This window comes from Halalkalibacter akibai JCM 9157 (genome assembly GCF_000513135.1).
In the GTDB taxonomy this organism is placed as follows: Bacteria; Bacillota; Bacilli; order Bacillales; family Bacillaceae_D; genus Halalkalibacter; species Halalkalibacter akibai.
In genome coordinates this window covers 1-26,866 of record NZ_BAUV01000040.1, presented here as the reverse complement: position 1 = coordinate 26,866, position 26,866 = coordinate 1, and the positions used below count along the sequence as shown (strand labels likewise).

At 34.5% G+C, this 26,866-nt stretch carries 25 protein-coding genes and 2 pseudogenes; 18 read left to right on the top strand and 9 right to left on the bottom strand.

Features of this window, described 5'->3' with window-relative positions; translation table 11 throughout:
* The first annotated feature begins 52 nt into the window (after window positions 1–52).
* The 10 genes and pseudogenes from JCM9157_RS17685 (at window position 53) to JCM9157_RS17630 (ending at window position 10,197) form a co-directional block, all read left to right on the top strand.
* A complete protein-coding gene (locus tag JCM9157_RS17685) occupies window positions 53–613 on the top strand; it encodes a tyrosine-type recombinase/integrase (RefSeq protein ID WP_035666813.1) in 561 nt (186 codons plus the stop codon).
* Between the two features lie 27 nt (window positions 614–640).
* A pseudogene (locus tag JCM9157_RS17680) lies at window positions 641–2,148 on the top strand (potassium/proton antiporter).
* A gap of 266 nt (window positions 2,149–2,414) precedes the next feature.
* Window positions 2,415–2,831 (top strand): CBO0543 family protein, encoded by a 417-nt coding sequence (locus tag JCM9157_RS24460; RefSeq protein ID WP_052013236.1) that lies wholly within the window; start codon window positions 2,415–2,417, stop codon window positions 2,829–2,831.
* A 685-nt stretch (window positions 2,832–3,516) separates the two neighbouring features.
* Complete coding sequence (locus JCM9157_RS17670) at window positions 3,517–4,737, top strand: MFS transporter (protein ID WP_035666808.1); 1,221 nt, start codon at window positions 3,517–3,519, stop codon at window positions 4,735–4,737.
* 216 nt (window positions 4,738–4,953) lie between these two features.
* Window positions 4,954–5,394, top strand: coding sequence for a GNAT family N-acetyltransferase (locus JCM9157_RS17665; RefSeq protein WP_369384771.1), 441 nt, complete (start codon window positions 4,954–4,956; stop codon window positions 5,392–5,394).
* Window positions 5,395–5,521: 127 nt separating this feature from the next.
* Window positions 5,522–5,968: a GIY-YIG nuclease family protein gene (locus JCM9157_RS17660; RefSeq protein WP_035666805.1), complete on the top strand. Its 447-nt coding sequence runs from the start codon at window positions 5,522–5,524 to the stop codon at window positions 5,966–5,968.
* Between the two features lie 29 nt (window positions 5,969–5,997).
* The gene (locus JCM9157_RS17655; protein ID WP_035666803.1) at window positions 5,998–6,852 is read left to right on the top strand and encodes a nuclease-related domain-containing protein; all 855 of its coding nucleotides are present in this window, start codon (window positions 5,998–6,000) and stop codon (window positions 6,850–6,852) included.
* Between the two features lie 1,653 nt (window positions 6,853–8,505).
* Window positions 8,506–8,844, top strand: coding sequence for a hypothetical protein (locus JCM9157_RS17640; RefSeq protein WP_148296907.1), 339 nt, complete (start codon window positions 8,506–8,508; stop codon window positions 8,842–8,844).
* A gap of 500 nt (window positions 8,845–9,344) precedes the next feature.
* A complete protein-coding gene (locus JCM9157_RS17635) occupies window positions 9,345–9,725 on the top strand; it encodes a hypothetical protein (protein WP_035666794.1) in 381 nt (126 codons plus the stop codon).
* A 67-nt stretch (window positions 9,726–9,792) separates the two neighbouring features.
* The gene (locus JCM9157_RS17630; RefSeq protein WP_035666792.1) at window positions 9,793–10,197 is read left to right on the top strand and encodes a hypothetical protein; all 405 of its coding nucleotides are present in this window, start codon (window positions 9,793–9,795) and stop codon (window positions 10,195–10,197) included.
* Window positions 10,198–11,162: 965 nt separating this feature from the next.
* Here the strand turns inward: JCM9157_RS17630 and JCM9157_RS24150 are convergent.
* A pseudogene (locus JCM9157_RS24150) lies at window positions 11,163–11,744 on the bottom strand (TnsD family Tn7-like transposition protein); the annotation flags it as partial.
* Between the two features lie 404 nt (window positions 11,745–12,148).
* Here JCM9157_RS24150 and JCM9157_RS17620 point away from each other — a divergent pair.
* Both JCM9157_RS17620 and JCM9157_RS17615 read left to right on the top strand, forming a co-directional pair.
* Entirely contained in the window at window positions 12,149–13,258 is a 1,110-nt protein-coding gene (locus JCM9157_RS17620; RefSeq protein ID WP_035666788.1) for a GAF domain-containing protein, read from the top strand.
* A 54-nt stretch (window positions 13,259–13,312) separates the two neighbouring features.
* Entirely contained in the window at window positions 13,313–13,504 is a 192-nt protein-coding gene (locus JCM9157_RS17615) for a hypothetical protein (protein ID WP_035666786.1), read from the top strand.
* Between the two features lie 631 nt (window positions 13,505–14,135).
* On the opposite strand, the gene JCM9157_RS17610 is transcribed toward JCM9157_RS17615, so the two are convergent.
* On the bottom strand, window positions 14,136–14,684 hold the full coding sequence (locus JCM9157_RS17610) for an Ada metal-binding domain-containing protein (RefSeq protein ID WP_035666784.1): 549 nt from the start codon (window positions 14,682–14,684) through the stop codon (window positions 14,136–14,138).
* Window positions 14,685–14,815: 131 nt separating this feature from the next.
* On the opposite strand from JCM9157_RS17610, the gene JCM9157_RS17605 reads away from it, so the two are divergent.
* On the top strand, window positions 14,816–15,775 hold the full coding sequence (locus tag JCM9157_RS17605; protein WP_035666782.1) for an arsenic resistance protein: 960 nt from the start codon (window positions 14,816–14,818) through the stop codon (window positions 15,773–15,775).
* Window positions 15,776–16,061: 286 nt separating this feature from the next.
* Here the strand turns inward: JCM9157_RS17605 and JCM9157_RS17600 are convergent, their stop codons facing one another.
* The 3 genes from JCM9157_RS17600 to JCM9157_RS17590 are packed head-to-tail and all read right to left on the bottom strand — an operon-like array spanning window position 16,062 to window position 19,706.
* The gene (locus tag JCM9157_RS17600) at window positions 16,062–17,123 is read right to left on the bottom strand and encodes a flavin-containing monooxygenase (protein ID WP_235715044.1); all 1,062 of its coding nucleotides are present in this window, start codon (window positions 17,121–17,123) and stop codon (window positions 16,062–16,064) included.
* Between the two features lie 59 nt (window positions 17,124–17,182).
* A complete protein-coding gene (locus JCM9157_RS17595) occupies window positions 17,183–19,351 on the bottom strand; it encodes a heavy metal translocating P-type ATPase (RefSeq protein ID WP_173401262.1) in 2,169 nt (722 codons plus the stop codon).
* Entirely contained in the window at window positions 19,323–19,706 is a 384-nt protein-coding gene (locus JCM9157_RS17590) for an ArsR/SmtB family transcription factor (protein WP_035666780.1), read from the bottom strand. Before JCM9157_RS17590 ends, JCM9157_RS17595 begins: the two co-directional genes overlap by 29 nt.
* 141 nt (window positions 19,707–19,847) lie before the next feature.
* Between JCM9157_RS17590 and JCM9157_RS17585 the strand changes: the two genes are divergently transcribed.
* The 5 genes from JCM9157_RS17585 (at window position 19,848) to JCM9157_RS17565 (ending at window position 23,109) form a co-directional block, all read left to right on the top strand.
* Window positions 19,848–20,390: a copper resistance CopC family protein gene (locus JCM9157_RS17585; RefSeq protein WP_052013233.1), complete on the top strand. Its 543-nt coding sequence runs from the start codon at window positions 19,848–19,850 to the stop codon at window positions 20,388–20,390.
* Entirely contained in the window at window positions 20,387–21,478 is a 1,092-nt protein-coding gene (locus JCM9157_RS17580; protein WP_035666778.1) for a CopD family protein, read from the top strand. The genes JCM9157_RS17585 and JCM9157_RS17580 overlap by 4 nt, the downstream gene beginning before the upstream one ends.
* Before the next feature lie 15 nt (window positions 21,479–21,493).
* On the top strand, window positions 21,494–21,967 hold the full coding sequence (locus JCM9157_RS17575) for a PCYCGC motif-containing (lipo)protein (RefSeq protein WP_276563945.1): 474 nt from the start codon (window positions 21,494–21,496) through the stop codon (window positions 21,965–21,967).
* Between the two features lie 72 nt (window positions 21,968–22,039).
* Window positions 22,040–22,591 (top strand): thiol-disulfide oxidoreductase ResA, encoded by a 552-nt coding sequence (gene resA, locus JCM9157_RS17570; RefSeq protein ID WP_035666774.1) that lies wholly within the window; start codon window positions 22,040–22,042, stop codon window positions 22,589–22,591.
* Between the two features lie 23 nt (window positions 22,592–22,614).
* The gene (locus JCM9157_RS17565) at window positions 22,615–23,109 is read left to right on the top strand and encodes a FixH family protein (RefSeq protein ID WP_035666772.1); all 495 of its coding nucleotides are present in this window, start codon (window positions 22,615–22,617) and stop codon (window positions 23,107–23,109) included.
* Window positions 23,110–23,486: 377 nt separating this feature from the next.
* On the opposite strand, the gene JCM9157_RS17560 is transcribed toward JCM9157_RS17565, so the two are convergent.
* The 4 genes from JCM9157_RS17560 to JCM9157_RS17545 form a co-directional block, all read right to left on the bottom strand.
* On the bottom strand, window positions 23,487–23,912 hold the full coding sequence (locus JCM9157_RS17560) for a disulfide oxidoreductase (protein ID WP_035666770.1): 426 nt from the start codon (window positions 23,910–23,912) through the stop codon (window positions 23,487–23,489).
* A complete protein-coding gene (locus JCM9157_RS17555) occupies window positions 23,912–24,601 on the bottom strand; it encodes a DsbA family protein (protein WP_439644353.1) in 690 nt (229 codons plus the stop codon). The genes JCM9157_RS17560 and JCM9157_RS17555 overlap by 1 nt, the downstream gene beginning before the upstream one ends.
* A 523-nt stretch (window positions 24,602–25,124) precedes the next feature.
* Window positions 25,125–26,057 carry a metal ABC transporter substrate-binding protein gene (locus JCM9157_RS17550; RefSeq protein ID WP_035666768.1) on the bottom strand — a complete coding sequence of 311 codons (933 nt, stop codon included), beginning with the start codon at window positions 26,055–26,057 and terminating at the stop codon, window positions 25,125–25,127.
* 28 nt (window positions 26,058–26,085) lie between these two features.
* A partial coding sequence (locus JCM9157_RS17545; protein ID WP_035666765.1) for a metal ABC transporter permease occupies window positions 26,086–26,866 on the bottom strand: 781 nt, incomplete at its 5' end.

The window sequence follows — 26,866 nt, the reverse complement described above, 5'->3', positions numbered from 1 at the left end:
TTACATACCATATGTTATTATTGTAGTTAAGTAACTATAACTGAGGTGTGTTATGGAGTATGTAGAACCTATTAAGAATGTTGAAACTATAGAGAAGATAAAAGCCATCCTTAAAAAAAGGTCACATAGAGACTATTTGTTGTTCATTTTTGGAATTAATACAGGAATCCTTGTAAGTCATTTACTCAGAATTAAAGTGAGTGATGTTTATGATTGTCAAAATGTAAAAGAATATTATTGTTTGAGAGAAAAAAAAAGTGGTGAAATCAAGTCATATTATATTAACAACAAAGTAAGGAGCGCCTTAATTGACTATGTAACGAAGGCTGAATTACAAGCAACAGATTATCTTTTCAAATCACAGAAAAACAACGAGCCAATAACTCGACAGCAAGCCTATCGAATTATAAATAATGTCGCTAGAGAAGTTGGTATTTCTGAAAAAATAGGGACGCATACATTAAGAAAAACATTTGGATACCATGCATACCAAAAAGGGATAGCGATTTCATTGTTACAATCTGTATTTAATCACCCCACTCGTGCTGAGACATTACGGTATATCGGGATAGAAAGAGATAATTTCGAGGTTAAAATTGATGTTAATTTATAAATGACAGTACATAGAAAGGGGATACATATGTTAGAACAAATCAACGTTGATTATTTTATTTTACTTACCGCATTATTACTAATCATTGGTGTACTGACAACAAAGTTTTCGACTCGTTTAGGAGTCCCCGCCCTAGTTTTATTCTTACTAGTCGGGATGATTATGGGAAGTGACGGTTTAGGATTAATCCACTTTAATAACCCTAAATTGGCTCAATTAATTGGTATTCTAGCCTTAGTTGTTATTCTTTTTGAAGGTGGTTTACAAACAAAGTGGTCATCAGTAAGAGCTGTTGCAACCCCATCGTTATCGCTTGCAACATTAGGAGTCCTATTAACAACGGTGGTTGTTGCAGTTGCAGCAAAGCTAATATTTGATATTTCTTGGTTAGAAGGATTATTATTTGGCGCTATTGTTGGTTCGACTGATGCAGCAGCCATTTTTGCTGTATTAAAAGGTCAGAATATTCGTGATAGACTTAGTTCTACCCTTGAGGCAGAGTCGGGAACTAATGACCCAATGGCAGTGTTCTTAACCTTATCACTGATTGAATTAATGACTATTGAGAGTCCATTTTATTACTTACTGGTTGGTTCATTTATTTGGCAAATGGGTATGGGACTTTTTTTAGGTTTTCTTTTTGGGCGTTTTGCGGGTTACGCTATCAATAAAATTAATTTAGATTCGAGTGGTCTTTATCCGATTTTTGCTCTTGCTTTTGCATTGCTAACATATATCTTTCAGACTTAATCGGGGCAAGCGGTTTATTGGCTGTATATATTGCTGCGCTTGTAATTGGTAATGGAGACTTAACATATCGGCACTCTATATTTAGGTTTAATGAAGGATTCGCATGGATGATGCAAATTTTAATGTTCATCATTCTAGGTTTATTGGTATTCCCTTCACAATTCCTGTCGTTTGATATTATCGTAAAAGGTCTTTTGCTTTCGGTTATTTTAATTTTTATCGCCCGCCCCATCGCTGTTTCCCTCTCAACTATAAACATGGGATTTGGAGTAAAGGAAAAAGTCTTTCTTTCTTGGGCAGGATTAAAAGGCGCTGTCCCTATTGTACTTGCAACGTTCCCAATGACAATGGGATTAGAAAATAGTCAGTTGTTTTTCAATGTAGTCTTTTTCGTAGTATTAACTTCAGCCTTGATTCAAGGTTCAACGATTTCCATTGTTGCTGAAAAATTAGGATTGCATGGTCCGAAAAAAGTTGAAGCACCTCATACTTTAGAACTTGTTTCCATTGGGAAAGCAAATGCGGAAATAATTGAATATGAAGTGAATGAACAGTCTACTATTACAGGTCAAAAGTTAAAAGAATTAAACTTTCCTAAAGATGTTCTAATTAGTGCTATTATCCGTACAGGTGATTTATTAACCCCACATGGAGATACAATAATAAAAACAGAAGATATTCTTTATATTCTTGTATCGAAAAAAAGTAAAAAGGAATTGAAAGACTTTTTGAATAAACGTAAGGACGTTGTTAATCATTCAGATTGCGAAATTAGTAAGGAGTAGTCACGTTTGTTGTCTAACTAAAGCTTATGTTTAAGCAGAACAAATTAAAAGGATATTCAACAATAAGGCGCTGTTCTCGCATAAGAATAGCGCCTTTTATATGCCGTGAAAAAAAATAAGAAGTATTAGCTCAATCAACAAGAAATGAAATTTGTCGTTTATAAAGGAAATTGGAGTTATTATGTCGAAAAGGTAGTTAAATAACTTTACTGATAGAGGGGCTGGTAAGAATAGTTTTTCATATTTTATTAGGGTTCGTTATACCTTTGTTGTTTGTAATATGGCTATATAGAAAAGAACCAAGAATTGTTATAAGTATTTTTCCTATTGCTATCGTAATTTCTTTATTATTTAATATTATTGGTTTCCACATGGAATGGTGGGTAGTTCATCCTGCTTTTAATCTTAATTGTATTACAGCTTTACCATATGACTTAGGATTTTATCCAATGTCGGCAAGTTTTTTAATTTATGGAATTAAGAAATATTTTAATTTTAGATTTTATTTCATCTTAATATTTAGTTTAGTAATAACTTTTTTAGAATGGGTTGCAGTTGAATTGAATTATGTAGAGTATGGACAAGGATGGAATATACTTTGGACGTTTCTATCTTACCTAGTAGCGTTACAGTTAGTTTATTTATATTACCTCCTGGTAGAAAGAAAGCTTGTTAATGTATAGCAGGGTGAAAGCGTTCTCCTGTGAGTGAGCGTCAATAAAATTTGTTTTCTTTAATCTAATCTTTGTTTCACAATCAGGCGTTTATTTTGAAAAAGAACAACTAATAATACAAATTCATTTACTGCACTGTACAACCAAAATGTACACTAAAAAACGAAGACCTAATTATCTTTTTTAATAATTAGGTCTTTTCTTATCGTAAAAAAACAACAATCTATACAAAAACAGCCTAACTTTTAGAAATGGATATGCTGTTTGATGCCAAATAAACGATGTCTTTACGAGAGGCGACAATTAGGATTAGTGCCCTTCTTTTAAGAACATTGTATTAACGAACAGATTCACCGCTACAGGGAAGCGTCTTTCTTTGCGACACACAAAAGGAAATTAATATTAAAGTTAAAACAACGGTTCAACAAAGAAACAGAATACTTATAGTTAAGTTACCTATAGAGGTAAAGATGAACTATTCTTGTTAACCTAAACATAAAATCTTACATGGATAAATAATTGAAGATAATGTAGACCCCTATCCCTATGTTTTCTAAAAAAGCTCACTCCCCCTAAACATGATTATTAAGAACAAACTGAAAGAGGTGATAAAGTGTAAATTTTCCCTTTTAAATGTGTTAGCAAACAAATTCTTATTGAATATGGTTATAAACATTTTTAAGGGGATGGGGATATGAATCATAGTGTTTCTTTTCGTTTTCTTTGGATTGGTCAAACATTTGCCAATCTTGGTGATGTTTTATATATCGTTGGTTTAATTTCATTAATGTATCAGTTAACAGGCTCTGCTGTGTACATGACTTTGGTTCCCTTTTTCATCACTATGTCACAGTTTCTAAGTGGACTGTTAGCTCCTCTTATTATTGACAGGTTTCGCTTAAGGAGTATTTTAGCGTTTTCTCAACTGGGAAAAACATGTTTGTCGTTCATACTAGGATGGTTATTGTTTAGTAGTTTCTCATTTCAAAACATTACATTTGTTTTTTTGTTAGTTTTTATGATTTCTTTTCTAGACGGCTGGTCAACACCTGTTAGAAATTCAATGGTTCCTCTCTTGGTACAACAAATTGACTTAGTGAAAGCAAATAGTTTTTTATCTATATTAGACCAAACGATTAGACTCGGAGCATGGTCTGTTGGTGGAATCCTCGTGGTCTGGTTGGGGACCTATCAAGTAATCTATGTTACCGTTGTTTGTTATTTTGCTTCAAGTGTGATGATGTTCATGATTAAAGAAACTCATCTTAACAGTCATTCAGAAGAAACAAACCAAACCTCTCTCCCTAAAACGAACTGGGTCAAAATAAAAGAAGGATGGGTTTTTATATGGAAAACGCCTGCTGTACGAACAGTTACTATAATGAGTGTTATGGAGTCGCTTGCAAGCGCTGTTTGGGTAGCGGCAATCATTTATATCTATGTGGAAGAGGTTTTAAATGTAGGTGAAGAGTGGTGGGGCTATATTAACGCCAGTTTTTTTCTAGGATTAATTATTGGTGGATTTATTAGTTTAAGGTATAATCGCTTAATAAATGAGCATTTAAGTCATGTTATTGTTTTTGGAACACTTATTTCGAGCGTGTTTACTTTTTTGTTTGTAGTCAACTCGATACCTTGGTTAATATTAATTCTTTCTATCTTGATTGGTTTTGGAGAACAATTGGGGGGAATCGCTCAACAAACCACGATACAGAAAAGCTCCCCTCACAAAGAATTGCCAAAAGTTTATTCCGCTCAATATGCACTTCAATTGGTGACATATGCCTTCTCAGTTCTATTGTTAGGCTATCTTACTGAATTATTGGGTGTTAACGCGTCATTCCTACTAGCATCTTTCTTGTTATTTACCTCCTTTGTATTTTCGTTCTTAAATCGAAAACAGTTGAACCAGTAGCTAAAAAAACAATTAGTTTCTTAGAGAGCTTGGAGAGAAATTCTAAGCACTTTCTTTTATATTCCCTCAACAACTTTATAAAATTAAATTTGTGAAGTCCTGTGCTTAAACTAACGAAGCGATAGCTGTAGAACGGTTATCGCCTTCCCTCGTTGAAAAAACGAAACAGTTGTAGCAAAGAAGAAAATAGTGGAATGAGTGAAACCTTTGATTAAAATGATAAACATTAGCAATAGAAAAATCGCTGAAGATGTTTTAGGCATTCAAATACCGTCCTATAAGGTAGAGGCAGAAATAATTGGTTCAGCTGAAATACCTCCATTAAAGGATACAGTTCATACATTGCAAAAGTGCGGGGAGATTTTCTTTGGTTATTATAACAATGACGAACTTTGTGGAGCCATAGTTATTAAAGTAACTAATGTTGATGTTGATATACATAGGTTAATTGTTCATCCAAACCACTTTAGAAAAGGAATTGCACAGTTGTTTTTAAACTTCATTGAAAGTAGATTTAACGTTAAAACAATTAGAGTAGCAACAGGTACCAAGAATATACCAGCAGTTAGGTTATATAGAAAGAATCGATTTCAAATTAGTAAAGAAGTAGCAGTAAATGAACAGTTATCCTTAACCTTTTTTGAAAAGAAATTATAATTTTTTTATTAGTAACAGGAGCGGTAGCTTAATAAATGTTATCGCCTTTTTCCCTGTTTAAATAACGGAGCAGGTAAGCGAAGGAATAACAATATTATTAAGGGATAAAAAAGGAGGAGCGAGCAATATGGGACTGAAAACAACAAGAAAAAACTTTACCGAATGGGAATTGAAACATTTAACTCGACCTTTAACGTTTGATGAGGTGTGGGAGTTAGGTAAAGAAAAATATAGATGGGATACACAAGATTTAATAGGTATATATGAATTTCATAACCTTAAAACTAATCGATTTTATGTAGGTAGCTCACACCATATTTTTGGCAGGTTGAAATCCCATGCTTCCTCCATGAAAACAGGAAAACATAGTTATCCAGAAATAAATGAGGACTTTAGGAAATACGGAAAGGATAGCTTTGTGTTTAATATATTGACGTATTGTAGTAACTCACAATTACGTAAGTTTGAAAAAAGCTGGCTTCAAACTCTCAGCGAAAAAGAGACGTTATATAATCAAACTGAACTTAATAATTGGGATACAGCAAAAGGAAGATGGATTAGAAAAAGATGGTGAAAAATATAAATTGTTACTAGGAGAATAAAATGAATCTATTACTAAACCTCTTTAAAAAGAATAAAGACGAGAGTAAGCAAAAAAAAGCAACAAAATCATCACCTTCCAAGAAAAAACACGATGATAAAATTGCCACTAGGAAAGGTGAACTTGGAGAATACAAAATAGAAATTCAGTTAGACCAGCTTCCTAACAATTATAAACACTTAAGCGACCTTCTGGTTAGGAATCCCAAAGCTAAGTCTGGCTACTCACAGATTGACCATATTATAATAACTCCTTATAGTATCTTTGTCATTGAAACTAAGAACTATCAAGGCACAATATATGGTGGTATAGATAGAAAAATATGGTTGGTGAATGGGAAGTTCAAAATGATGAATCCTTTTCTTCAAAACTATGCTCATATTCAAGCTTCTAAGAATTTTATTGACAAGAAGTACCATGACCTATTTATCTCCATTGTATCGTTTACGAAACGCTGTACGTTCAAGTTAGATGAGTTAGATTACAGAAAAATAGCTTCTAATGAATTACTTGTTTATGATGTTGAATTGACTGATTACATAAATAGAAAAGTATCAGTTCTTACATTACAACATAAAGAGCCACTTCTTAAAGAAGATGATATTAGCACTATTTATATGGCAATTGCTAAAGCCAATATCACAGACCCTTTAATTAGAGAGCGACATGTTCAAGTTTTAAAAGAGAGAGAAGTTAGTTTAATGGATGCTGCTACAAGAGGTGAACAGCAAGGTAAGTGCTGTGTTTGTGGTAAACCTGTTTCAGCAAAAGTGAAAGAATTCTGTTTAAAAAATAAAAAGTTCAATGGCATCATTTATTGTTTTGAACATCAAAAAATAAGGCTTGAGAAAGGTTGAATTCTGTAACTGTTATTCAACTAACTTAAGCTGCATTCCTGTGATATTTATTAATTCCTCTTTCTTTTGCATAATATTCCCCACTTATATGTAAATTATATTAAAAAAAGGAAGGTTGGATTCCAGGTCCCAACCTTCCTACTGTTGTAAAAATGATAAACTGCGAGTTTTACCGTTGCCTGCCAACAATCCGGCACCACTTTCACTCCGGCAAGTATGTCAGGTTAATTATGAGGTGCTCGCATAACACCTTTGTTTACACATTCAAAATATAACAAAACATTGAATGTGTCAATTATATCATGTCCACAACAAAATTTTCCATATGAACATGATACATCATTATATGTTGCGATACTGATTGTTGTAAATTTCAAAAGGTCGTATATTCCGGCAGAGTTTAATCCCAATCTGCCTGGGCAATTGAGTGAGCTACCTTCACATATGTATTGTATGTTGATATAAGTACCTTTATTAAAAAGTAAACTTTTATATAACGAGAATCTTTTTTGCAGTTCCCCTAATACTACTTTATCAACATTAAATACATCTATTACTTCCCCATAAAAACATAAATCCCTTTTTTCAAAAAAGCTCTTGTTATCCTTTGAAGGATTTTTGAACATTTTATCAAAATGAACCTTATTGTAGTATGGCATAATCACAGTCTTACTGAAGATTTAAGATAATAAACAACGGCATTTTCAAGATATTTAAAATAATGGAATAGGTGTATTAGTAAGGGAAGAACGACGAAGGAGATGGGATATGAAAAAGGAAAATAAGTATCCAGTTTTCCACTGTGGCAATTGCAAAAATAAATCAATTAAAAGCAAATGCTGTGTTCATTGTAACGACTCACCTAGAGGTTGGTGTGAAGTTTCAGCTAATGAATTTGACAAACCTAGTTTCAAGGATTGGTGTAATTTTCACTTAAAAAAGAGTGAATCGATTCATGAAGGTGTTACGAATTTCTAATCAAGAAAAGATTTATTATAGTTACCGTGCTGTGCCACACCGTTGTCCTAGAAGAATACTAATAGACGTGTTTCGTATACAGGAAAACGGTTCCGTTTATAGAATCATGGATGATGATAACAATTGGCACATTATTACATTTCTAAGGATATATATGAATGTATTGATTACCATCTCAAAGAATAGCACTTAAATTCTCTACATGCCAAATACTTACCTTTCATCAAGGCTGCTTGTTGAAAATACGGATTTTTGCCTTTTTTCACCTTATTAATAAGTTGACCATACGTTATTCATACGTTATTCATACGCTATTTGTAGGTTACATGGTCACGATAAAATGTATCTCATTAAATAAACAAACTACAACGAGGGAAAGTGAGTGCCTTTGACTTATGACGTGATTTATTATTGTGATGTGCTACCAATATTTGAAGTGAAAGCTTCTGGATTATCCTTGGAACAAGCGGAATCAAAGGTAAAAGAGTATGAGAATAGAAAGAAAGGCGACAGCACAAAGATGCTTTGTTGTAGGTACTTCATTCAGACTAGCTCGTAGTCCATCAACAAGATGTTTTTATAATTAAGGACCTAACATTGGTATGAGAAAGATGTTTGAAACCATAAAAGGAGAGGAATCATTCGTATGACCATGAATGCAAATAAAACCTTAACATGTACCACAAAAATAAAGGGAATGGAAGACCCCGCTCTTTTTTTAGTATGACGACTGAAGATGGAAACCACTCTAATTCCCCTCAAATTAACATTCCACTTGAACTCGGAAAAAGAAACGAAAAAATCGCCAAGAGGACAGATGCCATTTATCATGAGTTTGAACGATTAAAAGAAAAAAACAAGAAATGTAGCTGCGGTCAAACAGAAGAAGTAAAACGATTAAGAAATTCCATCGAAACCGTGTTAGTGGCTGTGCCTACAGGTGAACAAGACGAAGAAATGCTTCTCGATTCTCTCAAGGAATATCTAAGAGGTGTATTAGAAGGTAAATGGTGATTCTCAGAGTGATTTGTCCGCATGTGTTTGACTATATATACGAGTAATTTGCGAGAGGCGAAAGAATTTCGCTTCTTTTTTATATGCAAAGGAACATGAACATCAACCTTATTTACACAAAAACCACTTCTTTTTAAAAGCAATAACCAAACAAAGCCATCCATTACCCTCCTCCGTTGCTTCCTGTGTAATTACGTGAATGTGAATCAACATCCAAATGGTATTGAATCATTTCAAAGTTAAGTCCCCCTCTTCTTTAAGTTAATAATGGTTTAATAGTGAACTGCATAGAAGGAATTATTAATATTTCTAACAAAAAAAGAGAACATACAAAAGCTTAGGCTAAATGGAATAATCCAAGTAGGAGCTAGGCATTTAAAACTGGTCTTTTAACGTTTCAAAAGAAGGTTTATGGCATTCTAATTATCTATATATCGACTATCAAATATACATAAGGAATTTTTGAAGGAATCTGTGTACAAATTAAAGGTGGAATTTAAATGAGAGTTAATATTCAACTTGACCTAAAAGAACATGAAATTTTAGAAAAACAGATTAAAAAAGAGTTCGAAGGCATAGCAAGAGGAATGGCGAGAGAAGCATTGAGAGAAGAACTCAAAAAAGAAATTAATCGACTTGTTGATAGCAAACTTAAGGAAGCTCAAAAGAGTGATTACTACAACAACATTGCAGACAATATCACTAAAATCGTTGCCCAAAAAATTAGTCGAGACGTCAAAATTGATACAAAAGAGGTTAACAACTTAGTGTATGAAAAAGTAGAAGTATATATTGACAACCTAATGAAACCTTATGGAGGTACTCAAGATTTCATTAAGGCTTACATTAATAAGTCTATTGCAGAAGCTTTAAATAAATAGTTGTATCGCAGTCCGTTGACGATGTCCATTAGAGAAAAACTGTGACAAAACAAAAAGGTGGAATATGATGAATATTATTCACGAACACTTATTATCTTCAGAGGATAAAATGATTAAATCTGGACAATTGGACGAAAAGATTGTTTTAGAATTAAAAATGACCACCGCCCTTTTTGACTATATTCAAGTCGTTAACAATTACTATGATGATGAGGATAATCCTTATTTTAATAACTGGACTGACATTGAAGGCTTTGGATATGGATGGGCGTGGATGAGTTTCGAAGAAAAGGATTGGCATAAAATGATGGCTAGGATGGTCTCTTCCGAGGCAGATGATTTATTAAAAAAAGAAGAAAAAACGCTTTATTATGTTTACGAAAATCCCACAGTAAAAACATACCACTTTATTACTTTGGATGATTGGAGAACGGATATGATAGTTAGTTTATCGAATAAAGAGATATACTGAACAGCCTTTTAGCAGCAGATTGATGAGTAGATACATTAATGGTAACATCTAATTCGTCCATTATCGAGCTGAAGGCACCGGCTTCTATGGAAGTTTTTTCGAAAGAGAGAGTCACTATCCAGTGACTCTTTACTTATATGTTAAGTGAATAAGCACCGCTTTATTCCTAAATCGCTTTAATCATACTGTGTTTTCCTTGAAAGAATAACAATGTTCCTATCTAAAAGCATTCTGATTACAAGTAATCCTTACTCTGTGTACCCTTACAAAGGGTTACCTATGGTACCAGAAGGTAATATGTAAAACAGTTAAACTCATTAATAGGGCTAAACTATTAACCATAACCGTATAACATGCACTAACTACCTCTCACTCTTTAATGCCCTAAAATTTTTCTTATTAAAGAGGGTTTATTAATAATTTGAGTAATCCTATGTATAGATAATGCGAATAATAATTAAAGGTGGGAGTTCCCCCACCTCGGTGTTTATAATGTCGTTTTTTTATCCTACCTAATTTCCTGTTTAAAATTAATTCGGGTTAATTTGTAAACAGATAGATAAGAAAAGTAACCCTAATTAAGCGGTCACATATGCCGAAGAAAATGTAGAAAAATAGTTTAATTTTCCTTATTTTCTTTTTGTCAGCTTTTTTCACTCACTTTAAGATAATAAATTTACATCCAATCTGTTGGACTTTTTATTAATCGTACATACGGCTTCATCGTAATATATCAGACGTCTCTTTAACAACAATAAAAGGGTTACAAGACTACAATTAGAAATATTTATTATCTCAATGCTTAATTCTAAAGAGCAGTCCATCTACTTTTTAGAAATTGTGTATGAAACCTATTTTATCAAACAAGCTACTTAACCTTAGGAACATTTATGTTAAACAAGTTAATGTAATGATGGGTTTTTATGTTGCCTACCAACGTCACTAGCGACCGCAGTCTGGAATGATTAGGTGTCCTTTTTCAAGTCAGCATCCTTATTTTTTAACCATTCAGAAACATGTTGTTTTAACCAAGAATACGTACTGCCATTTTTCCCCATTACTTCTCCAAGAGACAAATTAGGATGTGACTGTAGCGCTTTTTCCAACTTCTTTCTATATCTCCCTCTCTTCTCCTCTAAAGAAAATACTTTTTTCGCACTCGCTTTCTTTGGCAAGGTATACCTACCTTTTGCTTCTGTACCTAGATTACTAATAGCGTTCTTAAGTGCGTCATAAGAAATATTTAATCCTTCCCTCATCTCTATTAGCGTTATTACTTCTCTTACTAGGTTCAAAAGTTTATTCTCAAAAACAGGACCATATTGGTTGATTATGCCAATTCTCAGCTCAACTTCTTCATTTATAAAAGGTCCTTGTCGTGTATAAATAAAACCACAATCACAAATAAAAGTCCCGGAATAAATATCAGAGGTCCTATAGAATATTTCAACTGACGTTACAACCTTTTTCTTATAATGAGGGGCTGCTGCATTTAGACAGTACCATGGACTTTCCGTAGGGGGTTCACCTTCTTGATGTTTTATATCTGCTTTATAAAAATCTGCAACAGTCCCAGATAAAAGTTCACCCTCAGATACGTCTTAATTTTTCCCTTCTTGTCTTATTTACAAAGAATCATCTGTTTCCTATAAACCTTTAATTATAATAGGTTATTCATAATGTCTTCGCATTCTTTTTAACGGTATTCCTTTTATTTTTAATTTATTAGGGAGAGGGGATATTTTTAATGCGGTTTAACCCTTTTAAAGTAAGAGATGAACATGGTGCAAAATATTTCTATAACCAATCCGTCATCTCTGTAGAATCCTTGTTTATTTCATTTTCTAATGACATGTCGAAAAAATGATTTTACAGTCAAACTTTGGTACAATTAAATCTCTATAAATCAATAAAAAATCATTCTTAATTCGAATATTCTAAGAGGTCAATTATGAGAAATTCACAAAAAGTAAAAAGGAACGAAAAGCACACTGAATCATTAAAGCCTTATGATAATCTGATTAATCAAATAAATGACGGTAGATATATACGGCTTAACCGTTTAAAGGAAAATTGGTTAACTTGGATAATTAAATGCATGGGTAATTCTTTTTTTGCATTAATGATACCGTTAAACTACCCTCTACTTATCATTGCTGCTTTGGTGGTAGTAGAAAAAATTTATCAGTCCTATGATGAGAGGTTTGCAATTCCTTTTAATCTTTATCTCTGGGTCTTCATTATTTATATAGCAATTTATGCTTTCAAAGCATTCATCCAACAAATACAAAAAAACTTTGTGAGTAAAGATATACATTTAATTTGGGCGTTGAATTTTAAAGGAAAAATAAATAATCCATTCTATTCAATTGAGTCTCACGGAAAGTACACAGAGGACTTTAATAAGGTTCTAACATATTATGCTAAGGCAGTAACTCAAAGTCAGATAGAAAACTATCAATTAGAAATAAATGAGTTGCACAAAATGTTAGAAAGGTTAAAGGAATTATCTCAATTTCCAAATGACGTTTTTGAATCGTTGTCTCGCTTAATTGAAATAGTTGCAGATTATTCTCAAGACAAAACGAACATTAGAAACCAGTACAATTTAGTATTGGATAGAATTTTATCTGAGATGAGTTCTATTGAAATATTAAAACCACTGATGAAGCAAGCTACGATTATGCTTATATGTGAAGAGACAGGAAATCTTAAGATTGAGGGGCAATATAATATTCCTAACGGCGTAATCAATTCAAAGGAGATTGCAATAGGGGATAAGTTTGCGGGTAAAGTAATCAAAGGTAAAGAGCTAGTATGGATTGGCGATGTCTCTAAAGGCGAAGCTAAGTCAACTTACGGATTTGAAGAAGATTTATCACGGGTTTATAAAGGAATAATTGGCGTCCCAGTTGTTCCAAAGGATAAGATGGATGCAATTGGTGTGATAAACTTACATTCAAACGCTATTTTAGACGAGAATGATGTTGAACAATATAAAATCATGAAAATTTTAGAACCATATATCCAACTTATTGTATCTGTTAATAAATTGCGCTAAACACTATACATTTTTGTTTTTGGTTGTATACTATAATATAAGGAGGTGACTGGAATGAGATTTTTTAGGTTTTTCAAGAAGGCAAAAGCGTTGAATGGTCCAGTCAATACTAAACCCAAACAAGAGATAATTAGAGTTCCTATTGGCTCAAGGGTACCAAGAAACACTGACATTGACCAACTAATTGATAATACTTTGGAGAATAGCATAAGAAGGATAAAAAAATTTGAAGAAGCACTAAAATAATAAATCCAAAAAACGCAGCACAGAAACTCTGTTGCGTTTTTTGATTTACGTATTCAAAAAAAACCAATTTTCGAAGCTGCATAATGTCTAGACAAACAAGAGAAGGGAAGGAAATTCTCTTGTTGATTCTATACTTTTTCTTTCCTATTACCTATACCGTTATTCAAATATATTCAATTTTTCAATAATTAAATTTTGTTTTCTCCGCGAATAAATTCAGAAAAATGTAAGAAAGAGGCTCTTGATACTAGAGCCTCTACTTTACTATATAGTTTTGTTGTTCACTATACGACTTTGTTGTTTACTATACGACTTTGTTTTACTGGAACATTGATTGTAGCTTTGAAATAAAGTTTGATCAAAAATACCTCACAAACCTATATATTTAAGTCCAATTGGAAAACCCGTTTGAAAAAAAGATTGATCAAAACGGGTTCTTTATTTGTGAAACGTTGCACATTAGATGAAAGAAAGTTTAATCATTTTCTCTGACCGATCTTCAAACCCTCGATTGAAGAAGGACGATGGCCAATTTAATGACTATCGTTCTTCTTTTTTGTTGTACAGTATATTTGTACTGTTCAACAAATATCTTGTTATAAATGACAGTTCTTGTTCAACTAGACAGTTCTTAGTTCAACAACGATTCTCTGTACTTAGAGGGGGACAAACCTGTAATTTCCTTAAATTTCACAGAAAGTTGAGTGCTATCATTATAACCTACCTCTAATGCAATATACGTAATAGACAGTTGCATGTTAATCAGTAATCGCTTAGCTTCCTCCACTCGTAATGTATGTAAATATTTTAAAGGAGTTATACCATTGATTGCTTTAAAACTCCGATGTATATAGTGAGGGTTTTTCTGTAAAGATTCTCCTATTTGTTTTAGACTAAATTTGTTTCTAAAATGTTCCTGAATATATTTAAGAACTTCTTTTGAAACTTCTTCTTTATACCCTGCCCATTCTTTTAAGTTGGGTTTACACCTAGTACATGGTCTAAACCCTGCTTTGATTGCGTTATCTACATCTTTAAAGATAGATACATGTTTCTGGTTCGGAGTTCTAGATGTACACGATGGACGGCAAAACGTCTTTGTCGTTGAAAGAGCATAGTAAAAATAACCATCATATTGAGTCTCATTATTTTTAATTGCTTCCCATTCTTCTTCATTCAATTTAAACCACCCTCCTTTTCTAAATTGGAAGTCAATATTCATAATGCATATATAAAATTAATCATGTACATTAATAAGCAACGGTATGTTGTGCACATCTACCTTAATTAAGTTTAAGGAGTGACTTACAAATGAATATCATGGAAAGATTACAAACAGTTATTATATTATTTGCCGTTGGTTTCGGTTTGCTTCTAGGACAATTTTCCTTTATCGAACAGTACGCAGAAACTTTTATCTTACCATTTCTATTACTCATGCTATATGGACTCTTTTTGATCATACCGTTAAAAGGGTTAAAAGAAGCATTTAAAAAAATAAAATTTCTAAGCACGAGTGTGATCATAAATTTTTTATTGACACCTTTATTAGCATGGGGACTGGGAGCCATTTTTCTAGCAGACCATCCTGCTCTTTGGTTGGGTTTTATCTTGCTATTAGTGACTCCTTGTACCGATTGGTATTTAATATTTACATCCATAGCGAAAGGAAATGTCTCCCTCTCTACGTCCATTTTACCTGTTAATTTATTATTACAGGTCACTTTATTGCCAATTTATTTATTTCTCTTTGCAGGAACGATGGGCACCTTTGAAGTAGCAACAGTGACAGAAGTTGTATTATTTTTATTCGTTCCATTTCTATTTGCGAATCTTACACGGTATCTTTTCAAAAAGAAGAAAGAAGTGCTGACGAACAAAGTCATTCCTTTTTTTGCTTCTTCTCAAATTATATTTTTATGTTTAGCTATTACTGCCATGTTTGCATCGCAAGGCTCCTACTTGATAAACAATCTAAACGTTATTTTACTAATGATAGTACCTCTTTTTCTGTTTTTTGTAATCAATTTTATCCTAGCTCAAACAGTCGGAAAGTTGTTTCGTTTCAATTATGAGGATACCGTCAGCTTGAATATGTCGATTATTGCTAGAAATTCTCCTATTGCATTAGCAATAGTTTTAACAGCATTCCCAGACCAACCGCTGATTGCACTTGCTCTCATTATCGGTCCATTAATTGAATTACCTGTATTGGCGATAGTGGCTCAAGGTTTATTAAAAATCAGAAGAGGACAAAACAAGAAACAATAATCTCAAGTCTTATTATTGATAAATAAAGGTAAAGGTTACTAAAAGGTTAAAAAGAACACACCAATTAGGTGAATGGTGTGTTCTTTTTCATATTCTCTGTTATTTCATTTTGTAATAATTTAAACCCTTGATAAAATCGAGGTAAATAAAAGACTCTAAAAATAGGAGAAATAAAAACAAGAAAGCAGTCAAGTAAATAAAAATACAACAATGCCCTAAGTTATAAATAACGATGGTGAAAATAATAACGGAAATTCATTCACCCTACGTGCCTGATTTGTTGCAATCAAGTATTATCTTGCCCCTTCAACCTCATTACCTCTTTTACCTTTTCGACTATGTACTGAGCATCTTCCCCAACTCCTTGTAAAAGGGCTGAACCACGCTTAGTTTGCCAGCTTAATCCTATAAAATATAATCCTTTAACTGATGTGATCCCCCTTTGGTGTATAGGTTTACTTTGATTGCTAATTACTTCATCAACCTTCACCCACGAATAATCGTTTTGATAACCAGTAGCCCATATAATTGTATCGAAATTAGCTTGTTTTCCATTAATAAAGCTTGCTGTATTTCCCTTAAAATCAATTAACCTTTTCGCAATGATTACCTTTTTTCTTAATTGTTTAAAATTCCCACCTATTATAGGATCATTTTTTTTTAGAAGTTCACCAATCAAAGTATCAGACTTAACCTTATAAATCCCGATTAACTCAAACCACCAAAATATACTTTTACCAAACAGCTGTTGAGGGAGAAACCTCATTTTCTTACTAGATGAAAGGGTGACTTGGCATTTATTTGAAAGCTCAGCTGCTATTTGGACTCCTGTGTTTCCAGCTCCAACAATAAGAACTTCACATGTTGGTATTTGTTTTGGGTTTTTGTAATCTACTGCATGTAGCTGGACTATATGAGGATGTACGAAGTGACTTATACTAGGTGTAAACGGTGTATGAAAAGCTCCAGTAGCGATAATCACTTGTTTTGCTTGATAAGTTTTCCCATTTGACATCGTTACTATAAAAATAGATTCCTTTTTCATTAGTCTCTGGATCTTAACATTGTGAGAAATAGGTAATCGAAATTGGTCTGCATAGTCCTGTAAATAATCAGCTATTTCATCTTTTGTAGGATATCCATTTGGATCACCATTTAATGCAAGTCCTGGTAAAGCACTATACCGTCTTGGTGTAAATAGGACTAATGAGTCAAAGCGGTTACGCCAAGAATCACCTGTTCTTTCTTGTTCATCTATAATCAAAAATTGTAATTGTTCTTTTTTTAGATAATACCCAACAGCTAAACCTGCTTGCCCTCCACCAATGACAAGAACATCATAAACCATTTCAATGTTCTCCTCTCTAAAAGAGAGATAAGGAAGCTTCCTTATCTCTCTTAATTGTATTATTTATCTTTTACTCGTAGCAGCCTTAACCCATTTAATGTAACTAATAAGGTTGCCCCCATATCCGCCAAAATGGCAATCCAAAGAGTAAGCCAACCTGGAATCACTAGAAGTAACGCTACTAATTTAATCCCTAATGAAAAGGTAATGTTTTGCTTAATAATATTCAAAGCTTTCCGACTTAACTTAACTGTATAAGGAAGCTTTGTTAGATCATCACCCATAAGTGCAACATCGGCGGTTTCTAATGCGGTATCTGTGCCAGCGCCTCCCATTGCAATTCCGACGGTTGAAGCTGCTAGTGCTGGAGCATCATTCACTCCATCTCCTACCATGGCGACATTCCCATACTCGGAGCGTAATCGTTTTATATATTCTAGTTTATCTTCCGGCATCAATTCAGCCTGAACATCGGTTACACCTACATGTTCACCTATTGCTTTAGCTGTTCGTTTATTATCACCTGTAAGCATGATCGTTTTTTTAATCCCTAAGTCATGCAGTTTTTTGATAACTTCCTGACTCGTTTCTCTTACTTCATCCGCTACGGCAATAATTGCAAGAACTTCACTACTTGTTCCAACAATCATTGCGGTTTTCCCTTGTTCTTGGAGTGTTCGAACGTCCTCTTCTACTTTAGATGGTAGATCGCCATTCATCAATTCATTAAATAAGAAAGGACTCCCAATATAGAACTCAGTTTGATCGACGATTCCTTTAATTCCTTTACCAGTAATCGATGAAAACTCCTCTACAGCAATGTCCATATAAGGGATCTTCTCTTGTTCTGCCTTTGTCATAATCGCAGAAGCAAGAGGATGTTGAGAACGATACTCTAAAGCAGCAATGATAGATAATAATTCTTTTTCACCTGTCTGATCCTGATAACGAGTGAAATCTGTGACGACGGGTTTCCCTTTTGTTAACGTACCTGTTTTATCAAAAGCGATTGCTTTTAACGCACCAGCCTCTTCTAGATAAACTCCACCTTTTACTAAGATCCCATTTTTCGCAGCATTTCCAATGGCTGTGACAATGGCTACGGGGGTCGAGATGACGAGTGCACAAGGACAACCAACAACTAGAACCGCTAAACCTTGATACACCCATACCTCCCAACTAGCTTGAAACAATAATGGCGGAACAATAGCGACAAGCGCTGCTACCACCATAATAGCTGGTGTATAATATTTAGCAAATTTATCTACAAACGCTTGAGACGGCGCACGCTCCCCTTGCGCTTCCTCAACGAGATGAATAATCTTAGCAATTGTCGTATCATTTACGCGCTTTGTGACCTCTACTTCAAGTAAACCTTCTTCATTTAACGTTCCGGCAAAAATGTCATCATCTACCGACTTTTCAACTGGTACTGACTCTCCTGTTATTGCTGCCTGGTTCACCGCAGAGTGCCCTTTTCGAACAACGCCATCCATCGCAATTTTCTGACCAGGTTTGACAATCATAATATCGCCAACTTCTATCTCGTCAACCTTTATCATCATTTCCTGACCGTCTCTTCTAATTAGCGCTTCTTTCGGAGCAATGTCCATTAACGACCGAATCGATTGTCTAGCCTTATCCATCGAGAAACGTTCAAGAGCTTCACTAATCGCAAACAAAATAACGACAATTGCTCCCTCTGTCCACTCGCCAATAATCGCAGCTCCAATCACCGCAACCGTCATCAATGTTTTCATATCAAATTGCAACCGCAATAAATTCTTGAAACCCACTTTAAAGAGCGAAAATCCCCCAATAACAATTGAAGCTACAAATAACAGAACCGAGAGAACATGACCTTCGCCGTAAATGGATTGTGAAACGTAGCCTAATAGCACCAAAAGAGCAGCTGTTATCACGTTTAAATATTTTAAAACAAACGGTTCCTTCTTCTCTGCAAACCCTTCTTGATCATTCTCGGGGATCACTTTTAAACTTTCAAAGGCTCCGGCCTTTTCTAGATCTTTTATCGTTGCTTCACCAAAAACGGTCACCTTTGAAGCCCCAAAGTTTACTTTAGCATCAACAACGCCCTTCAGGTGTCTCACGTTCTTTTCGAAAGTGGCAGCACAGCCTGCACAAGTAAATCCTTGAACACGATAAACCGTTTTTTGACATTCTATTCCCTTCGTTTCTTCAGTCACGTACTTCCACCTCCTTCCCATGAACAACAGCTGTTTGAACAAGCAATTTAACGTGCTCATCGTCTAAAGAGTAAAAGACCAGTTTCCCTTCTTTTCGACTTTTCGCAATTCCTAAATTACGGAGGTGGCGCAAATGATGAGAGACCGTCGCCATTGTTGCACCAATAATATTCGCGACATCACAGACACATAATTCGCCTTCTTGTAATAAGGAATAAGCAATTTTCAATCTAGTTTCATCTGATAAAGCCTTAAAAATACCCGCAACTGGAGCGAGGTTCTCAGCTTCTACAATAGATGAGATCCGCTTTACCTTTTCTTCGTCATAACAAAAAATCTCACATGTATCCTGGTTCTGTTTTACTTTTTGACCCATACCATCACCTTCATTCAAATTATCATTTGATTATAGTCTATGCTTCGTTTTTAGAATTGTCAATATTATATTCAAATGAGTGTTTAATTATTTTTGATTACTTGCTACAATACAATGGGCTTAACAGAATGGAGGGATTAAATGAAAAAAACATTGCTTTTGCTTATTATCTGTTTGTTACTATTTCCAAATTCCACTTTCGCTCATACAAGCTTAGTAAAATCCTCCCCCTCTGAAGGAGAAGTGCTAACCGAATCACCTGGAGAAATTGTATTGGAATTTAATACGAAAGTCGAACAAGGAAGTCAGTTTCAAGTAATAAATCCATCTGGTAACGGAGTGGCTGTGATTGGCATAAGTATTGAAGATAAGATGTTATCTGGAATGCTTCCACAGGAACTACAAGGTGGAGATTATCAAATTCATTGGAACATAATCGGGGCAGACGGACATCCAATCGAAGGAGAGATATCATTCACTGTAAAAATCGAACAAGAAAAAACCAGTAATGAAGAATCAAATCAAATCATTAATAAAGACGAGCAATCTATGGAGGAAGATCCAGTCGAGGTGGAAATGGAACCAGCAAATCCTCCAGCTATGATGTCTACAATTGCTATTATTTTAGCTATCCTTGCAATTGTATCGTTCTTTTACGTGATTAGAAAAGGAAAGATTCAATGATTATCTATTTGATTAGTGAACTGTTGTTATATTTATCTTTTGCCATCTTAGCAGGAACCTTTATTATTGCTATCGTTCCTAATGAAAAAAAACCTACCATTAGCATTCATAAGCGCTGGTTGCAACTATCTATTCTTGGAATTGTTTTATTCTCCGCCATGCCTGTCGTTCAAATCGTTGAGTATCTTTATCAAGGTGTGGGATTGTCACTAACGTTAACGAATGTGATCAACAATTTTGAAGTAGGTAGAGCATGGACACTGATTTTAATATTATCTATTTTTTATTACTTGCTAATTTCTGTCTTTCCCGTTCAGCAAAAAAAATCTTACGCTGTCCTAGCCCTCGTATTCTTATTTATCTTAATTCTAGCAGTAGGCTGGGCGAGCCACGCTGCATCGTTAACAGAATGGAGTGGCTTTGCTTTTCATACAACACACTTTACAGCAGTAAGTGTCTGGATTGGAGTCCTCTTTATCGTTAGTTGGTTTTCAAAAGACACAAAAAATTGGAATGCTCTTTTAAAGTGGTATTCACCACTTGCAATTGTCTGTTTTATCCTCACAATGATAAGTGGTTTTTATATGATGAGCCTCGTCGTAGATTTGACAGATTATACAAATTCCTGGCTATTAGATTATGGACAAGCTCTGCTAATAAAACACTTATTCATTATTCCGCTTCTTGTTTTTGCCTTTTTTAACGGAATGTGGATGAAACGTAGATTAAATCAAAATCCTCAATTTAATCCAAAGCCATGGGTTAGAGGAGAAAGTTTATTGTTACTTTTTATTTTTTCAGCGACAGCCTTTCTCGGTCAAAGTTCTCCTCCACATGAGATTGAGTCAACCATTAAAACAAATGGAGTCTCAGCTCTATTTCAGTTTTTTTATGGAGGAACCGTTGCCGGCGTAAGCCAAGTTCAATTTTCCTTGACCACGTTCAGTTTTGTATTTATGCTACTTGCTGCTATATTTTTAGCATTATTAATTTATTCATTTCGTAAGAAGGCGCCAGCAATCTTTGCCTTTTTTATGAGCTTTCTTAGTGTGTTATCAATTTATTTAAGCTTCATGACAAGCTTTTAACGATGGAGGTAGAAAATGAAAACGTTTGGTGTAGTGACTTTAGCCTCTGTCCTCTTCATTACTGGTTGTGTACAAAATACTGAACCTGTACACGAACATAAAAAACTTGCACAACCAATTTTAGAATATACGGTTGGAAGTGATGATTGGGCAGTTGTTACGTCGGTTACTGACAATCCTGATATCTTAGAAGCGTATCAATTCGCCGTAAGCCACCCAGAGGTCTTGGATTATATGCCTTGTTACTGTGGTTGTTATGAAGAAGATGGTCATATAAGTAATACCCATTGCTTTGTTGAAAAGGTTGAAAATGGAATTGTTACTCTCGATACCATGGGCTTTGGCTGAGGAGTTTGTGTCGATATAGCCCGTGCGGCTAAACAAGAATATGAAAAAGGAACTTCTTTAATAGAGATTCGTGACATGATTGATGAAGCCTACAGTGAGATGGGGATCCCCCCTACTCCGACTCCAATGCCGGAAGCTTAAAAAGTTAAAAACGCATCGTAGCTCAATACGGTGCGTTTAACTTAAACAGTACATAAAGAGGAGTGCTATAAAATGAAACAAAAACGCCGCCTTCTTATTAGATCTACCATCTTATTAATAATAGTTACAGCCTTAGGCTACACGTTTTATCAAAACTTTTTTAGTGATCAAACTGGTATGGTTAAAGTGGGGGAAGAAGCACCTGATTTTATCCTAACAGACTTAAACGGTCAAACAATTCAATTAAGTAATTACCTTGGCAAAGGAGTTTTTTTAAACTTTTGGGGCACTTATTGTCCTCCTTGTGAAAAAGAAATGCCTTACATGGAGAATCAGTATGAACGGTTTAAAGAATTAGGTGTAGAAATAATAGCTGTTGACGTTGGTGAGCCAGAGTTAGTTGTAAGACGCTTTGTCGAACGTCATAAGCTTAGTTTCCCCATCCCTATGGACTCGGAAAGACGTGTCATTGATCTTTATGGAATTAGACCTTTACCAACAACCTTCTTGATTGATGAAAATGGGATTGTAACTCAGCGGATCACTGGAGGCATGACAGAAGAGGACATTATTGACTATTTAAGCAGCATCGTCCCAAAGGATTCCGATCATAAACTAAAATAACAAGAAAAGGAGTTGATATAACCATGGTTAAAAATTTTTTATTTCTTTCCATTGCATCTCTCATGGTTTTATCTGCATGCTCTACTGAGGAAAAAACTAGCGATTGCTCCAATACACTTGTGCCAATCGAAATAGATTCTGGTTACGATCTAAGTGAACCTAAACCAAATGAAGAAGTGAACTTTAGTACTACCATCACCCATGAAGGGTTACCTGTTGAAACTGCGAATCAAGTTGAATTTGAAATTTGGGAACATGGTAATAAGGAATATCATCACTTAATAGAAGCACCGAAAGCAGAACCTGGTGTTTACCAACTTGACTGGACTTTTGAGGAAGATGGAGTTTACTACATTTACTATCATGTAACGGCTTGTAATATGCATCGTATGGAAAAAGAAATGGTTATAATTGGAGACGTTGATGTCGATGCAATTATATCTAACCCAGATACGGTTAATTTAGAAATGGGAAATATTGAGCATAACAATAAAAAAAGGGATCATTCGAGCCATTAATATACTCATAACATTAAAAGTGTTCATAAATGGAGGTAACCATTTCGGTTGCTTTGTTATGGTCAAAATCCTTACTTAATATTTAAAAGTTCAACCACATACTACCGGCTATTACAAAAAATTAGGGGATTAATCATGATTTTATTAGGCCTTTTACTTTTAAACTGGACAATTCCGATTTCTTGCTACTTATTTAGCAAAGTTTGTTCCATTTAATTTCGAAGTCTAAATACAATTAATTTAGAGTAACTATTTAGTAAACTGAAAGAACACACCCAGTTTTAATGGGTGTGTTCTTTATTTTTGAGTAACTTATGGGACGATCAAAAAACTCTTCGTCTATCAGCTTAATAAAACCTTGCATTAAATAAGCTTTTCTACTTCTTATTCGTTTTTATAAATAATAAAAGAACTGAAATAATGGTAAATGCAGTTAGCGCTAGAAAAGGAATGGTTATAAATCCCAACCAATTTATATACTGAACATTACAAGGAACTCCCTCAGCACACGGCTTTATCGAACCAAATGATGGTATTTTTTGAATAAGATAATGATAGAGTGAAATGACTCCACCCATAATAGCGATTGGGAGCACATATCGTTTTATTTTCGAATCATTATAGTAAGCCGCTATTCCCAGCAAAATACTCAATGGGTACATTACAATCCTCTGATACCAGCAAAGCTCACAGGGAACAAACAAGCGAATTTCACTGAAATACAAACTACCTAACGTTGCCATCACTGAGATCAGCCAGGCTATATATAACAAGAGGTTTTGTATACTAATTTCCTTATCCATTAGTTAGACTCCAATTCCTTTTCGATAAGGCTCACTATATGCTCATAATCAAACGGGTCTTCAACCATCGTACCATTAATAACAATACTAGGCGTTAATGAGACTTGATATTGCTCAACGAGTTCTTGATCTTTTAATACATCTTCCTTATACGTCTGCTTTATCATATCCTCAGCTAATGTCTCCAAATCAATCTCATTCCCAACAGAAACTGCGATATCTATTAACTTTTCTGGAGTTACCCACACATCATCATGCCTTTGCGCTTCAGGCTGATGAATAAAAATTTCCTTATGAAAATCCCAAAAAGCATCATTATCCTGATTCCAGACAGATTCACTAGCCATAGCTGCTAAAGCAGACTCTTCGCCATGAAATAATGTATTAATATATGAGAATTTCACCTTACCAGAAGAAATATATTCTTCTTCAATTTTTGGAAATACAGATTCATTCCAAGCTTTGCAGGCCGGACATTTGTAATCACCAAATTCAACAATAGTGACAGGCGCGCTGGCTTCACCCATCGTCGGTTGGTTGTCTATAGGTGGAGAAATATCAAAAGTTATATCCCCATTCTCTACTTGAATTTGATTTTCGGTTATAAAAATGAAAGCCACTACTAAAGCAATAATACCTACGGTTATTAATACGATACTTTTCATTCCTATATTAAAAGATTTACCCAAACCATGTCACTCCTTAACTCTAAAAAACTTATTGAAATTTAGTTTAGCTATCGTTTTATTTTAAACTACTTTAGTTTACATATGGTTGACAAATTACGTAACTTTATCACTGATTATAAGGCGTATAATATAAATAAATAGTGCAATGCAGTGATAGACGGTTTTCTCTAATTTCTTCCTTGCTACCTCCCAAACAATTCGTGTAATCACTTTTTTATAATTTTTAGATGTTGTGCATTGGGAAAGCAGAGGACAACTTTTACAAGTTCAGCGTTTGAATATATTGGCGAGATCCTTCACGCTTTGTAGTCGGATAAATCAATGACTTCCCATTCTAATTCTAATTGTTTTTTAAAGAATAGGCCTTAAATGTGGATCAATCTCCTCACGATTATTCACCTATATTCTACTAAGTACACTGAATAATCGGAATAGGAAACAAAAAAACAAGCTGTTGAGAAAACTTCTCAACAGCCCGCACATTTCCTTTGTTAATGGATAATGTGTTTTCACTAAAACATCATCACTTATTTAAACCTTCTATAATCACATTAATGTTTGACTCCATCATTTTTAAATAAGTATCCCCATCTGTTCCTTCTTTTCCAAGGGAATCTGTATAAACAGTGCCTACAATTGGTACACCCGTTTCTTGTGATACAGTTTCCATGGTACGACGATCTACACTTGTTTCAACAAAAAGAGATGTAATCCCTTTATCTCGGACTAGATCTATTACATCACGCATTTGTTGAGGAGAGCCTTGATTTTCAGAATTAATCTCCCAAATATATCCTGTCTCTATGCCATAGGCCTCACCAAAATACTTAAAAGCCCCTTCACTTGTAATTAAAAATCGCTTATTTTCATCGATAGTTGAAATTCTCTCAATCGCTTTTTCATGCAGCTCGGTTAGCTCTAGTATATATTGATCAGCATTTTCTACATAGATATTCTCATTCTCGGGGTCTTCTTTAATTAATGCATCACGTATATTTTTAGTATATTTAATTCCATTACGTAAATCGAGCCAAGCATGTGGATCAGTTTCTTCTTCTAACCCTTGAGATTCTAAAAGAATTGGCTCCACTCCTTTACTCACTAGGTAAACGGGTGCTTCCTCATCACCTTTTCCGGCAACTTCAATTAACTTCTTGAACCATCCGTTTCCTTCTTCTAAGTTTAACCCATTATAAAAGACAACATCTGCATCAGTTGTTTTCTTAACATCCTCTGGAAGAGGATCGTATTCGTGTGGGTCTGCTCCAATTGGTGTTAAATTATAAATTTCTACGGCACCTCCTCCGACATTCTTTGTAATATCATAAATGATGGAATAAGTCGTGACGACCTTCAATTTTTCACTCGCACCCTCTTCTTGGCCAGTTGGTTTACTTCCACATGCCCCAAGTAAAAACAGTGTAAGAATAGTAGTAATAAATAATAATTTTCTCATATTTCCTCTCCCTTTTACGATGATTATTTTAGCTATCTGATTGTACTACCAGTGCTCTCTTTTTTCGAGCACGTATAGAACGCCATAACACCCCTTGCTTCGGTGATAAGAAAAATGCCACGGCAAACAATGTGCTTGCTACAACGACAATCGTTGGTCCAGAAGCTAAATTATACGAAAAGCTAAAATAAAGACCAATTATTGAAGCAACAACGCCAAAACCAGCTGCTAGAAAAACCATAATCCCCAAGTGATTCGTCAAGAGGTAGGCAGTTGCTGCAGGTGTTATTAACATCGCTACAACTAATACAATCCCGACTGTTTGCAATGAAGCAACTGTAGCCATTGTTAAAAGGGCCATTAACAGATAATGTATGATTTTATTAGGTAAGCCATAAGCTGCTGACATAGTAGGATCAAAGGTCGTAACAAGTAACTCTTTAAAAAATAGATAGACAGATAGTAATACTATGACTGTAACAATTAAGGTCATCCACATTTCAGAGGTAGGGACAGCCAGAACATTCCCAAATAAGATATGGTATAAATCGGTGCTACTTTGCAAGAAAGTAATAACGATAATTCCCACTGCAAAAGCAGCAGTAAACATGATGCCAATCGATGTATCATCTTTAATCCGACTATTTTGACTAATATAGCCAATGGCAATCGCTGTAAGTAAACCAGTCACTACAGCACCATAAAAAATATTGATTCCTAGCATATAAGAGATCGCAACCCCTGGAAGAACAGCATGTGAAATGGCATCCCCCATTAAGGACATCCCTCTTAAAATGATAAAACAACCT

Excerpts from the sequence above, each read along its gene's own strand:
- JCM9157_RS17685 (WP_035666813.1), top strand. The coding sequence starts at position 53 with ATGGAGTATGTAGAACCTATTAAGAATGTTGAAACTATAGAGAAGATA.
- JCM9157_RS17670 (WP_035666808.1), top strand. The coding sequence starts at position 3,517 with ATGAATCATAGTGTTTCTTTTCGTTTTCTTTGGATTGGTCAAACATTT.
- JCM9157_RS17665 (WP_369384771.1), top strand. The coding sequence starts at position 4,954 with ATGATAAACATTAGCAATAGAAAAATCGCTGAAGATGTTTTAGGCATT.
- JCM9157_RS17660 (WP_035666805.1), top strand. The coding sequence starts at position 5,522 with ATGGGACTGAAAACAACAAGAAAAAACTTTACCGAATGGGAATTGAAA.
- JCM9157_RS17655 (WP_035666803.1), top strand. The coding sequence starts at position 5,998 with ATGAATCTATTACTAAACCTCTTTAAAAAGAATAAAGACGAGAGTAAG.
- JCM9157_RS17640 (WP_148296907.1), top strand. The coding sequence starts at position 8,506 with ATGTACCACAAAAATAAAGGGAATGGAAGACCCCGCTCTTTTTTTAGT.
- JCM9157_RS17635 (WP_035666794.1), top strand. The coding sequence starts at position 9,345 with ATGAGAGTTAATATTCAACTTGACCTAAAAGAACATGAAATTTTAGAA.
- JCM9157_RS17630 (WP_035666792.1), top strand. The coding sequence starts at position 9,793 with ATGAATATTATTCACGAACACTTATTATCTTCAGAGGATAAAATGATT.
- JCM9157_RS17620 (WP_035666788.1), top strand. The coding sequence starts at position 12,149 with ATGAGAAATTCACAAAAAGTAAAAAGGAACGAAAAGCACACTGAATCA.
- JCM9157_RS17615 (WP_035666786.1), top strand. The coding sequence starts at position 13,313 with ATGAGATTTTTTAGGTTTTTCAAGAAGGCAAAAGCGTTGAATGGTCCA.
- JCM9157_RS17605 (WP_035666782.1), top strand. The coding sequence starts at position 14,816 with ATGAATATCATGGAAAGATTACAAACAGTTATTATATTATTTGCCGTT.
- JCM9157_RS17600 (WP_235715044.1), bottom strand. The coding sequence starts at position 17,123 with ATGGTTTATGATGTTCTTGTCATTGGTGGAGGGCAAGCAGGTTTAGCT.
- JCM9157_RS17595 (WP_173401262.1), bottom strand. The coding sequence starts at position 19,351 with ATGGGAAGGAGGTGGAAGTACGTGACTGAAGAAACGAAGGGAATAGAA.
- JCM9157_RS17590 (WP_035666780.1), bottom strand. The coding sequence starts at position 19,706 with ATGGGTCAAAAAGTAAAACAGAACCAGGATACATGTGAGATTTTTTGT.
- JCM9157_RS17585 (WP_052013233.1), top strand. The coding sequence starts at position 19,848 with ATGAAAAAAACATTGCTTTTGCTTATTATCTGTTTGTTACTATTTCCA.
- JCM9157_RS17580 (WP_035666778.1), top strand. The coding sequence starts at position 20,387 with ATGATTATCTATTTGATTAGTGAACTGTTGTTATATTTATCTTTTGCC.
- resA (WP_035666774.1), top strand. The coding sequence starts at position 22,040 with ATGAAACAAAAACGCCGCCTTCTTATTAGATCTACCATCTTATTAATA.
- JCM9157_RS17565 (WP_035666772.1), top strand. The coding sequence starts at position 22,615 with ATGGTTAAAAATTTTTTATTTCTTTCCATTGCATCTCTCATGGTTTTA.
- JCM9157_RS17560 (WP_035666770.1), bottom strand. The coding sequence starts at position 23,912 with ATGGATAAGGAAATTAGTATACAAAACCTCTTGTTATATATAGCCTGG.
- JCM9157_RS17550 (WP_035666768.1), bottom strand. The coding sequence starts at position 26,057 with ATGAGAAAATTATTATTTATTACTACTATTCTTACACTGTTTTTACTT.